This is a genomic window from Allocoleopsis sp. (assembly GCF_036703385.1).
Lineage (GTDB): Bacteria > Cyanobacteriota > Cyanobacteriia > Cyanobacteriales > Coleofasciculaceae > Allocoleopsis.
On sequence record NZ_DATNPA010000216.1, the window covers coordinates 1 to 11,156 of the forward strand.

9 protein-coding genes and 2 pseudogenes are annotated in these 11,156 nt (G+C 41.9%); 3 read left to right on the forward strand and 8 right to left on the reverse strand.

What is annotated here, in order from left to right; all coding sequences use genetic code 11:
* Positions 1–101: 101 nt before the first annotated feature.
* From V6C93_RS38180 to V6C93_RS10610, 5 genes and pseudogenes are all read right to left on the reverse strand, one after another.
* Positions 102–401: pseudogene (locus V6C93_RS38180) on the reverse strand (hypothetical protein); the annotation flags it as partial.
* A gap of 290 nt (positions 402–691) precedes the next feature.
* A complete protein-coding gene (locus V6C93_RS10595) occupies positions 692–2,047 on the reverse strand; it encodes an NAD(P)/FAD-dependent oxidoreductase (protein ID WP_333476622.1) in 1,356 nt (451 codons plus the stop codon).
* Positions 2,048–2,083: 36 nt separating this feature from the next.
* On the reverse strand, positions 2,084–2,242 hold the full coding sequence (rd, locus tag V6C93_RS10600) for a rubredoxin (protein WP_333476623.1): 159 nt from the start codon (positions 2,240–2,242) through the stop codon (positions 2,084–2,086).
* A gap of 88 nt (positions 2,243–2,330) precedes the next feature.
* Positions 2,331–3,098 carry a ChaB family protein gene (locus V6C93_RS10605; protein WP_333476624.1) on the reverse strand — a complete coding sequence of 256 codons (768 nt, stop codon included), beginning with the start codon at positions 3,096–3,098 and terminating at the stop codon, positions 2,331–2,333.
* Between the two features lie 148 nt (positions 3,099–3,246).
* Positions 3,247–3,450, reverse strand: a complete 204-nt coding sequence (locus tag V6C93_RS10610; protein WP_333476625.1) for a hypothetical protein — start codon at positions 3,448–3,450, stop codon at positions 3,247–3,249.
* 104 nt (positions 3,451–3,554) lie between these two features.
* Between V6C93_RS10610 and V6C93_RS10615 the strand changes: the two genes are divergently transcribed.
* A complete protein-coding gene (locus V6C93_RS10615; protein ID WP_333476626.1) occupies positions 3,555–3,878 on the forward strand; it encodes a hypothetical protein in 324 nt (107 codons plus the stop codon).
* 199 nt (positions 3,879–4,077) lie between these two features.
* Positions 4,078–4,674, forward strand: coding sequence for a YdcF family protein (locus V6C93_RS10620; protein ID WP_333476627.1), 597 nt, complete (start codon positions 4,078–4,080; stop codon positions 4,672–4,674).
* Between the two features lie 97 nt (positions 4,675–4,771).
* Here V6C93_RS10620 and V6C93_RS10625 read toward each other — a convergent pair whose 3' ends face one another.
* On the reverse strand, positions 4,772–5,668 hold the full coding sequence (locus V6C93_RS10625; protein WP_333476628.1) for a hypothetical protein: 897 nt from the start codon (positions 5,666–5,668) through the stop codon (positions 4,772–4,774).
* 418 nt (positions 5,669–6,086) lie between these two features.
* On the opposite strand from V6C93_RS10625, the gene V6C93_RS10630 reads away from it, so the two are divergent.
* Positions 6,087–9,497 carry a patatin-like protein gene (locus V6C93_RS10630; RefSeq protein ID WP_333476629.1) on the forward strand — a complete coding sequence of 1,137 codons (3,411 nt, stop codon included), beginning with the start codon at positions 6,087–6,089 and terminating at the stop codon, positions 9,495–9,497.
* 181 nt (positions 9,498–9,678) lie between these two features.
* On the opposite strand, the pseudogene V6C93_RS10635 reads toward V6C93_RS10630, so the two are convergent.
* Both V6C93_RS10635 and V6C93_RS10640 read right to left on the reverse strand, forming a co-directional pair.
* Positions 9,679–9,771, reverse strand: a pseudogene (locus V6C93_RS10635) (element excision factor XisI family protein); the annotation flags it as partial.
* Between the two features lie 74 nt (positions 9,772–9,845).
* Positions 9,846–11,060 carry a phosphodiester glycosidase family protein gene (locus V6C93_RS10640; protein WP_333476630.1) on the reverse strand — a complete coding sequence of 405 codons (1,215 nt, stop codon included), beginning with the start codon at positions 11,058–11,060 and terminating at the stop codon, positions 9,846–9,848.
* Positions 11,061–11,156 lie beyond the last annotated feature (96 nt).

An 11,156-nucleotide genomic window follows, 5' to 3' on the forward strand; every position in this document is an offset into this window, starting at 1 on the left:
TCCATATCCAAGGGGTCAGGACTTTCTCGTTATGTTAGGAGACTCACAATATATAGTGGATGCTGCCTTGAATAAATGTCCTAACGTGTGTGCGTAGTGCTATAACTCGTCCATGTCTGTTGTTCGGGTGGGAGATTCGGCAATCCTTGAGCGGTATTGTTATTGCCGCGCACGTTGCTCAGGTAATCGTCGAGTTCTTGGACTTTGAGGAGGTCGAGGACTCGTTGCGCTTCGAGGACTCGGTCTTGTTTGAGGAGGAGGTCAGCAAGACGGCGATATCTGGCTGCAACGGTTTCGGTGAATGACTGCTGTTGCTCTTTTGGTAGTACCCGTAAATCTTTGCGAATCCCCTCAGTGACATTGACAGATTGCTTGTAGAAGACAATCGCTAGTTCTGGCTGGAGCTAGGGACACAGTTTGCTGACTCGATGCATCTATATCTCTCATGAGGGGAGAGGTTATGCAATGATTTCGGCGATTGTTTGGCTGACAGGAGAAAAGTGATTATCTGCGGGGAGATCCCCCCAACCCCATCTCAGCCGATTCATGCCTGCCGCCGAATTTACAGTGATTTTTGATCCACCGCCCGATGAAGCATCATAGTCAACTTAAACTCTCACAACTCCATATAGCCCCCCTTTTTAAGGGGGGTTGGGGGGATCTAAGAGCAGCTCAAGGATCGGAAAATTCGTCAATGGTGCGTTAGTCCCATTGCTTGACCCGCTAACCATCCCGTCGTCCAAGCACTCTGAAAATTAAAGCCACCCGTAACGCCATCAATATCCAGGATTTCTCCAGCGAAGTAAAGACCTGGAACTAAACGACTTTCCATCGTCTTAAAGTCCACTTCTTTTAAACTTACGCCGCCGCAGGTGACAAACTCCTCTTTAAAAATCCCCTTCCCTTTAATCCAGTATTGTCCCTGAGTGAGTTCTTGAATCAGCTGGTTGAGGGCTTTTTTCGAGACTTCCGCCCAACGTTCTTCTGCACCAATGCCAACACTGGCAACTAAACTCTCCCACAACCGCTTAGGGATAGGGACAGGACAACTGGTCGTGATTTGGCGTCGCGGCAACTGAGACTTAACTGCCAATAGCATTTGACGCAGACTTTCCTCGTTATATTGGGGAAGCCAATTGACGAGTAAAGGTGTTTGATAATGATGCTCGTGTAAGAATCGAGCACCCCAAGCAGAAAGCTTGAGAACGACGGGGCCACTTAACCCCCAGTGAGTAATTAACAATGGCCCTGTTTGCTCTTTTAAGGTTTTACCTGCTTCCGGTAATCGTAAATGAGCATTATTCACACTTACGCCTGCTAAATCCCGCAATCGAGGGTCAGGAATATTGAAGGTAAATAGAGAAGGAACAGGGGATTCGACCGTATGACCTAACGCTTTAGCTATGGCGTAACCTTGGGGATTGCTACCCGTGGCGAGGAGGATGCGATCGCACTTGAAAATCTCACCCGTCTTTAATTCAACCTCAAACCCGCTTTTTGCACTTACTGGATTGACCCCCCTAGCCCCCCTTATCAAGGGGGGAAAATCTTGAAACTCTCCCTGGATACTCCCCCCCTTACCAAGGGGGGGTTGGGGGGGTTCTTCGCTTTGATCAGATTGCCGCGTAACAAACTTGACCGCTGTACCCATGCGAAGCTTGACCCCAGCATCCTCAGCGGCATTGACCAAACAATTGACAATCGTTTCCGAATTATCTGTAACGGGAAACATCCGCCCATCAGACTCGGTTTTCAGCTTCACACCGTGAGACTGAAACCACGCCACCGTATCCTTCGCTTGAAATCGCGAAAAAGCCCCTCGCAACGCTTTGCTGCCTCTGGGGTAATTTTGCACCAAAAGCGCAGGTTCAAAGCAGGCATGAGTGACATTGCAACGTCCTCCACCCGAAATCCGAACCTTAGATAATGGCTGACGCCCAGCTTCTAGTAAAGTAACTTGGGCCTGGGGATGGGCAGACGCACAGGTGACTGCACCAAAAAAACCTGCGGCACCACCCCCGATGACTACAATTCGTAAGGATTGCAAAATAAATAAACTAGGGAAAGCAGAAACTAACCCTTTCTATTGTGCTTCAAAGTCTTCTTTTCCAGCGCCGCACACTGGACATACCCAATCATCGGGAATATCTTCAAAGGCTGTTCCGGGTTCTATCCCTGAATCTGGATCGCCTTCTTCTGGGTCGTAGACGTAGCCACAAACTGTACAGATATAAGTTTGCATTCTTTATACTCCTCTTCGCACCGAGGATAGTATAAACCAAACCTCCGGAAAGCGACTTCCGGAGGCTAAATACTTTATTTAGATTTCACTAGACTGCCACTTTTTGCTTCGACCAGACACCATGTTCATCTTCTTCATACTGTTGGTGAACGGTCTCCCAAGCTGCCTGTTCTGCCTTCATCGGGTCTTCTGTCTCATCGAAGACAGTATTGTAGCGTTCTATGAAGGTTCTTTGAGCCTCTTGGGAGAGATGCGATCGCACTTCTGGAGACAAGTCCCTTGCCTCATTACACCGTCCAGGACAGGCGCGAGGTAGGGTCATCTCAGTGATATGCACTTCCTCCCCGCCCGCACTTTCCAATAACAATTGAAATTCTCCACTTTTATTGGCGGGAACTTCTGCCATCACCAGAAACTCACCCGCTTCTACGCGAGTTTGATAAATGGTTGCCTTATCTTCCGGCATTCCCCAAGCGACGAGGGCAGACACTAAACCTGCACCTGCGCTGCCTGCGATCGCACCACTTGCCGCACCCAACAGTAGCGCACCCAAGGGGCCAGCTGCCACTACAGGGCCGACAAAGGGAATAAACAATACGCCAACACCCGTTAGTAGTGCCAAAAAGGAGCCAAATAAGGAACCAAAAACAGCACCCGAGCGCAGCCCTCCAAAGATGACATCCCGTTTAGTGATAAAGCCAGCAATTCGGGTTTTGGACTGAAAATTCTTGCCCATGACCGAAATGTGGTCTTGAGGCACGCCCCGATCCATTAATCGCCGCACCACCTGATCAAGTTGCTCTTGTTCCTTAAATACTGCTGAAACCGTGCGTTCTGCTCTATATTCGTCAACCATTTTTACCCTCCGTAGGCATATTTTCTGATTCTTGATGCCTCTAGAAGGCTACTTGACGGCTTCATAGCACAAAATCGCTCTTAAGATTGATTATTTAGCAATATTTAAAGATAGTTGAGAAATCCTGTATGTAGTGTTACAGCTAAGCTTAATAACGCCGAGTTTTCTGAACGCCGTAAGCCAATCCTGTAGCGATCGACAGCAAAATTAAGATCCAAATCACAAGACCGGGTAGAGCCGTAAACCCAGGAACGCCAAAGCCTCTAAGCACATAAACAACAACAGTAACTGCCAGAGTACCAGCAAAGACGTAAGACAATATTTGAGTATCAGATGGAGGAGATTGACTCATAGGATTTTAGATTTTAGAGGTTAGGTTTTGGATGGGGGAGAAATCTAGTTAGGTGCAAGAATTTATACACTGATCCTATTCCTTTCACAGTGGGTTGCCCCTGGATGAAACAGACAATGTTCAAAATTCTCCAAAATTACTGGACTGGAATCGCCGTTTACGACCGTTGTCAGAAACCTAGCATTCGCTCCCAATGGCAAGCATTCAAAGATGAGATGGCAGAATTCTTAGAGAAGCCAAGCATTGAGGAAATTTGGGATATCTTGCATTCGGCTGGCAGGGTTGTTTGGAAGTTGACAGGAATACCGTTACAACTCTTAGCTTGGCCTACTGTTCGCAAACATGGTCTGCGGTTTGCCGAACAGGGCTGTATTCGCAGCCGCCGCAACTGTGAGGGTAAGTGCTGTCGTCAGCTAAGTCTAGAATGATACTTATTAGAGCGATCGCCATAAAGGGTAGGACTGTCTTTAACGGTCTAAACGGCTACGTACCAGTAATAAAGATAAAATCCTTCTGCCTTCTGCCTTTTGTTATAACTATGAAATACTTATCTTGAGAGATTGTTGTGGGCTTTGGTCTTGATAATTTTGATTTAAGCGCTAACAGCAGAACTATTGCTGTGAACAGATGAAACGACTAAAGCAGACAACTGCCGGTTTAGCTTTTGCGATGCTGGTACTAACTACAGGATGCGGTAAGAAGCAACCTCCGCAACCCGATGCCATCTTTGTCTTAGGGGGAGCCACAGAGCGAGAGCGGTTTGCCGCTAAGTTTGCGGCACAACACCCAGGATTGCCCATCTGGGTGTCTTCGGGTAGCCCTAAAGACTACGCAAGACGGGTGTTTGCTAAGGCAGGAATTGAGAAGAGTCGCGTCCACTTGGATTATGAAGCGGTGGATACAGTGACTAACTTCACGAGTTTAGTTGATAAGTTTCAAGCAGAGGGGATTGATAGCGTTTACTTGATTACCTCTGATTATCATATGCGCCGCGCTCGTGCGATCGCTGAAATTGTGTTTGGCAGCAGAGGAATTAAGGTCTTGCCTGTACCTATTCCCACAGGGAAGCCTGTCGAATCCAGAAAGAAATGCCTTCGAGATGGCGCAAGAGCCATCCTTTGGGTGAATACAGGACATACAGGTGCCGGTCTCTCGCAGAAAGCAGACATTGCCCAAAAACCGAAGCTCGATTCTAGTATGTTGTTAAGTGCCTGTTACAGATAAGTGTTATGGAAATTAATGAACTGTTTACTTAGTTTTGCCAGAAGCAGTACATGCTAAGGACACTAACATCTTGTCCCCTAGCAATTGATGTATGTAGCTAATTAGAATTAGTGGGTATCTCAACTAAAGATTTATTAGAAGTCCCATTAGATGACTCATTTAAAGTATTTGGTGCGTCAGCTAAAAAATTCCCAGTGGTATCATCAGAGACCTTACTTGAAGTGCTGTTAGTATCTTTTGATTTTTGCTTATCATCCTTTTGATTTATAGCCTCTATATTAGCTTGTCGGGGGCTAAGCGATCTAGCTTTATTATATTCATCTACTAACTCAAAAAGTTCCTTATTTTTTGCCATCAACACTTGATAGATTAAATCAACTTTTTGTGGGTTAAGATGGGATTTTTCTGGCAAACCTCCAAGCTTGACCATGTCCAAATCTAAATCAATAATAAATTTATTGAATTTATTATTGTAGTTAGAACAAGTATCATAGCTTTCAGCAGGACGAATTGTATTGTTGATAACGCCTAACAATATAGTAACTAGACCCAGGAAGAATATTATTTCTGACGCTAAAATTTCAGCATCTTTATTAGAGGTTTGTTTTTGCTCAACATTTGTAGATTGAGAAGGAGAAGAAAGTGAAACAAGTGGTGAAACAAAAGTAACAATCTGCTCTTTTGAAGTTGTAATACTACCCAGCAGTACCAGACAAATGGGTACAGAATACTGCAAAACAAAAAATAAACCCAAAAGAAAACAGGAGAAATTTAATTGAAATTCACAACGTCTCTTGATTTTCATATATAACTGAACGTAATCAATCTCATCTTTTCTGAATAATTTCATTGGATGTACCTCCACCAGTGGAATACTAAAACAGGATACTATCAAGCTATACCAATTGGCTTTTTCAAGGTCACGCCATGTTTCATACCCCCCAGCCCCTTTTATTAAGGAGGGAGCCAGTAGAGAATATTCGTCTTGCCTCAAAACTAATTGGTATTACACTACCAAAACTACTAATACAGGGTAAAAGGTCTTCATTCCGGAATCCCAACGACCCAAATAAACAAAATAACTAAAATGTGTTCTGCACAAAAGCTGTGTGTATAATCAAGGCAGCGAACTTTGGCTCGTTCGCCGATAGAGCATTGAAATTTACCAGTTCCAGAACGAGCGCTACATTCTTGTTAAGCAGAGTCAAGTTGGCATTTTTACCTAAGAGTACCCTTGAGGGTACTGTAAAGTTGCGATCGCTCTAGTTACGATAGAGCTATATTTTCCTGAACTGTGTAGCCCCTATAGTCCCAAGCCCTATCTCTTGGGCATTTTTGCCGAGTGCGACATGAGAAGCTGTCAAATTAGCAAAAGTTAAAATTAGTCTACCCTTCTTAATTAAGAACATACTATGTCCTCTAGCCCCGATAACCTTCCGCTCAATCCACCTGAATTCTCTCGCGAACATCGTCTTGGACTCGTGGTGTCTGGAGGCGTGTCCTTAGCAATTTACATGAATGGAATTTGCCAGGAGTTCTATAATGCTGTCCGGGGTAAAGGTATCTATAAACTGATCAAAGCTCTCACCGATGCTGATATCGTAGTGGACATTATTTCAGGAACTTCAGCCGGAGGGATTAATGGAGTTTTGTTAAGTTATGCTTTAGCCAACAGCCAAGGAGACAAGTATATTAACTTCAAAGAATTTGCAGCTATTTGGAAAGACGAAGGAGACATTAATAAACTTTTTTTTAATCTCAAGGAAGACCGTAATGCTGATAAATCTTCTTTCTTTAATGGCAAAAAATATCAAGCTCAAATCAGCGACGCTCTTGAAAGATGTAACTTTGAAACTGCACCTAATGATGATTGGTTTTCAGAATTTGGGGAATTGGATTTATTTATTACAGGTACCGATATTCAGGGTAAAATCTATCAAGTATTTGACTCCACTAATTGTATAATTGATGTTAAAGATCACCATGCAATTTTTCATCTAAAATATCGCGATTACGATTCCGAAAGTAACCCATTCAATCCAGAAGATGATATTACCCGTGAAGCACTTGCTAAATTGTGTCGCATTACTTCTTGTTTTCCCGTTGCTTTCCCTGCTGTTACAGTCAAGCTAGAGTTTACAGATAACAATCCTAAGCCCCATCTCGATCAAAAGCTAGTAGAATGGGGGAAATTAAACAATCGAATTGTACCGGAAAATCGACCACAACCACAAAAAAATAAGCAGAAGAATAATTCTAATACTGATGACGATCCTGGCGAAGGATATCGCCTTCATTTTGTTGATGGTGGCGTGTTAGATAATCGTCCATTTAGCTACACAATTAAAGAAATTTACCATCGATCAGCAGATCGCCCAGTTTTCCGAAAGCTATTTTATATTGATCCAAGTCCAGAGCGCTTTGTCGGCAACCCTAAGTATGATGATATGTTGAAACCTGATATTTTTCAGGTTGTCCAAGATTCTTTACTTTCTATGCCAAGATATGAAAGCATTAATACTGATTTGGAGCTAATCAATGAACATAACGAGAAAGTTCGCCGCTACAATTTTTTGCTGGTAGATCTCGAGAATCTTTTAGATAAAGACAAACCGGATGTACAAAATCGGGATTTCTACGATCAGCAGAGAAATGTTTATCTTCGGACGCGTCTTATCAGTCTTGAAGACAAAATTCTTCCTCTAATTTTCTTAAAATCAGAAGGTTTGATAAAAGCAATTGATCCAGAAGAAAGTAGAACTCAAAAACTAGAAGAAGTAGCAAAGTTACTTGCTGAACCGTTCACCGATCCACAAGGTAGCTCTGAGCGGTTAAAGCTTCTTGAGCAGCTTGAGGAAGAAATTAAAAATCTTGATGTTGATTATGCCTTAAGAAGATACTTTTTTATTACTGATTACGTGTACAGATTACTTGATGAAAACTATCTTTGTGAATGGCTCAAGAATAAGAAAAAACAAGAGATTGATGAATGTATTAAGAACAAAGAAATCAACACTGACAGCGCAGAAAGCCAGAAAAAGCAAATTGATGAAATTTCTATAGACCAAATAAAAGGAATATTGGACAATATAAAAAAGCTAATTAAAGAATTAAATTATCATAGAAAGCTTATTGAAATCATTAAAGATAAACTAGACAAACTTTTTATTTCTCAAGGAATAGAAAAATACTTTTTTGGGTTATTAGAGTCAACAAATAAAGTTCCAGAAAAGCAATTTGCCGAAAAGTTCTATAGAGCAATGTTATGGCTACATGGAGAATTTCTCGATATAGGATTGTTATCAAATTTAAAAAATCAAAAATTATCAGTTAAACAGTTAACTTATAAATTGGAGGAGAAATTTCAAGAAATTAATAAATATCCTCTGTTTGAATTAGATGCTTTTTTTAAAAAATCATCAAATGAACAACTCAATCAATTGCGTGAATTGTCAAAGAAATCTATACTGCAAGAACTTGTAAATGAAACTCAAAATACAATATTAACAATATTGACCCCGAAAGAAAATGTAAATAAAACTAAGAATACACAATCAACTGATTATCTTTGGGAAATGGGGGAAATCGATCATTCTAATTATATTAAAGAAAAATTGATAATGTATTTTAAAGATTTTGAAAAACTTGATACAGTTTTGTATCCACTAGATTATTTAGCAGGTACACCTGAAAAACAGATAATTGAGACATTTAGAATCAGTCCTGAAGATGCCAAATTAGGTTTCTCTAGTAGATTTGAGAAGGGCGAAAGAGTAGATAAAAAACTAGCTGGGGATAGCTTGAATGCATTTGGTGGCTTTTTAAAAGAATCTTGGCGTGCGAATGATATCCTCTGGGGACGGTTGGATGGATTCAATCGCATTGTTGAGGCTTTGATAACTAAGGATAAAATTAAAAATTTTGAAAAATTTTTGGACGCTCAGGCTCAGGCACAAGAACCGAAAATCGCTCCATCTGAGTATTTAGATCGTTTGCTTGAAGAAGCTTTATCTCCTGATTTCGCTCCCAAACACAAGTCTAACTCAGAGGAAGACCAACAATATTTGAGTAAGAAAAAAAATGAATTAAAGCAAAAAATCAACAATTTATTTTCATCATTGGATGTTCAAAGTAGCGACGGGCAATCCCTAGAAGATGAAGAAAAATCAGACCCTCTCGCAGAGTTTGTGCAATCACTCGTGTCTGTTGGACATCTTCTTATTCTCGATCAAGAGTTCGAGGAAACGATGAAAACGTCTATTGAGGAGCAATTATACTGGAAACAACAAAAGAAACCTCAGCCTGAATCACCTAAGCAAAAATGGGAGAATGCTGCACAAAATTGTAGTGAGCAGAAATCAGACGGAAAAAAACGGAAGCAGCAACAGAAGGAATCCATTATTAAATTTGATCCCATCAACTTGAGTTTCGATTCTGCTATCACCGCACTTGTTGTTGAAGAAATAGCTAAAAATTCTCTTGCTTCCATGTCGTTGGAAGATAAGGAAATTTTTTTCAATAAAGATTACAATATTGGTTTAGAAACTTGGGAACATCTGCCTAAACCAAAACTGAAAGAACTTATAGATAGAGCTACCTATATTTTTCTAGATATTTTTGCAACCTGGCAACGCGCAAATGGAAGCGAAACTAGGAGCGAAAAACAAAGATCTAGCCTTTCTATATTCTGGCAGAAACAGAAATTTATAATTATAAGAAGTTTGCTAATAAATTTTACTATTCGTGTACTAAAAGACAAACGCTTCCTTGTCCTCTTTGTCTCCCTTGTCCTGTTTGTCCTCTCCATCGCCAACTGGTTTTGACACACCACCCCGTTACGTGAGCCAATATTGCGCTCTCGTGCCGAGGTCATAGCTTTTGAAGAGACAATTGCGCGATAGCGAAGCGCTGCTGCGTTCGCCCTACAGCCCTTTGGGCTTCCTACGGCAGGCATTGCCGTTAGCAAAGCGGGGCGAAGCCCAGGCTAGCGCAGAGCACATTTCTCTAAGCTACTCCGTAGCCTGTATACTGCCGCTTGTAAGGAGCATGAAGCCCCAGCACAATATCCTCTTTCGGCACTCCCCTTGCGACTAATTGTATTCATCATACGTGCAACACACAGGATATGCGATCGCCTCATTCAGCCAGATATCGACGTGCGATCGCACTCTTCATGACAAGAGCAATCTACCAAATATTTTCCGGTTTTTGATACTAGAAATACGAAGAGAATAGCTGTCTTTCACTGGACTGTTCGGTGTCCACTCATAAACCCCATCACTAGCAGTACGAGGAGAAATGACTTGGATACGCTTGTTCCCATCGTATAACTCGATTGTCACATCGCTGTCGAGATTGTCCCTCCACAAGATGACATAAGGTTTATCCTTTTCAACTTGCACCTTACTAGCAGGTTGGCTGACTTTAATGAGTGGCGAAACTGGCTTTTTGCCTCTACTGCGGAATCCCAGGTAATGGGGAAGCTTACGGAAGGTTGGATTATCTCCCTGATTAGCTGGTTGAGGTACGATAATATTCCCCTTGCGGGAATTGAACAAGTAAGTCGAACTGCCGCCGTCAATGGTTATAATATCCCCTTTAACGCCTAATTGACCTAATAAATCGGCTGCCTCGTCCAGTGTGGCTTTGTTCACTGTCATAATCAACAGCAGTTCATCACCTTTAATACCATCAAAGTCCAGTGTACCGATGACATGATACCGATTCACTTGATTTTGGGCTAATACCTTAGCCGGATGATCGCTGTACTGGTAACTAACAATTGCATTTTTAACACTACTTTGGTTTAAAGGCGCACCATTAGTTGGGTCGTAATCTGTAATATAAGCCCCTTTATCATCCCAGACCAAAGCCTTCAAGCGGATATTACTATAAAATCTATCTGCGGGTTGGCTGACAGGTCCGTAGGGGCTATGTCCGGCAGTGATGACTTCGCCATTGAGTTTAATGGGAAAGGATAGCTGTGAACTGGCTTTGTATTGTTCAAAAAAAGAACAATTGATCACAGAAAAAACGGCGTCGCTGTAAAGTTCTTTGTATTCCTCGGTAACTTCCTCAAACAGCTTCATTTTAAAAAAAGGGCTGTAATACTTACCTTCCCCCTGATAATATTTCCCCTGGCCTAGACCCATATCATCGACCTCTCCGACCAGTTGGTCTATTTGCATTTTGTGTAGGTCAATTACTTGCAGATAGGCTTCGTTACCATCAGTTCGTTGTTGTTTATACAAAGCTGCGCCGTCTATAACCTCAAGAGGCTGGTAAGAAGATGGAGGAGTGAAGGCTTGGACAATCCAAAGGTTACTAATAATTACAAGAAAGATAGTTACAAAAAACAAATGAAGGATATTTTTTAAAGCGTTCATGACCCTTTTATGCTTGTAACGATCGCTTCTCCTTCATTGAGTTAGAAGTGATCGAATTTCGTCACTCATAGCGAGCGCTTCCAAATCAATAGACCT

Coding starts and splice junctions, on each gene's coding strand:
- rd (WP_333476623.1), bottom strand. CDS start 2,242: ATGCAAACTTATATCTGTACAGTTTGTGGCTACGTCTACGACCCAGAA.
- V6C93_RS10605 (WP_333476624.1), bottom strand. CDS start 3,098: ATGGTTGACGAATATAGAGCAGAACGCACGGTTTCAGCAGTATTTAAG.
- V6C93_RS10610 (WP_333476625.1), bottom strand. CDS start 3,450: ATGAGTCAATCTCCTCCATCTGATACTCAAATATTGTCTTACGTCTTT.
- V6C93_RS10615 (WP_333476626.1), top strand. CDS start 3,555: ATGAAACAGACAATGTTCAAAATTCTCCAAAATTACTGGACTGGAATC.
- V6C93_RS10620 (WP_333476627.1), top strand. CDS start 4,078: ATGAAACGACTAAAGCAGACAACTGCCGGTTTAGCTTTTGCGATGCTG.
- V6C93_RS10630 (WP_333476629.1), top strand. CDS start 6,087: ATGTCCTCTAGCCCCGATAACCTTCCGCTCAATCCACCTGAATTCTCT.
- V6C93_RS10640 (WP_333476630.1), bottom strand. CDS start 11,060: ATGAACGCTTTAAAAAATATCCTTCATTTGTTTTTTGTAACTATCTTT.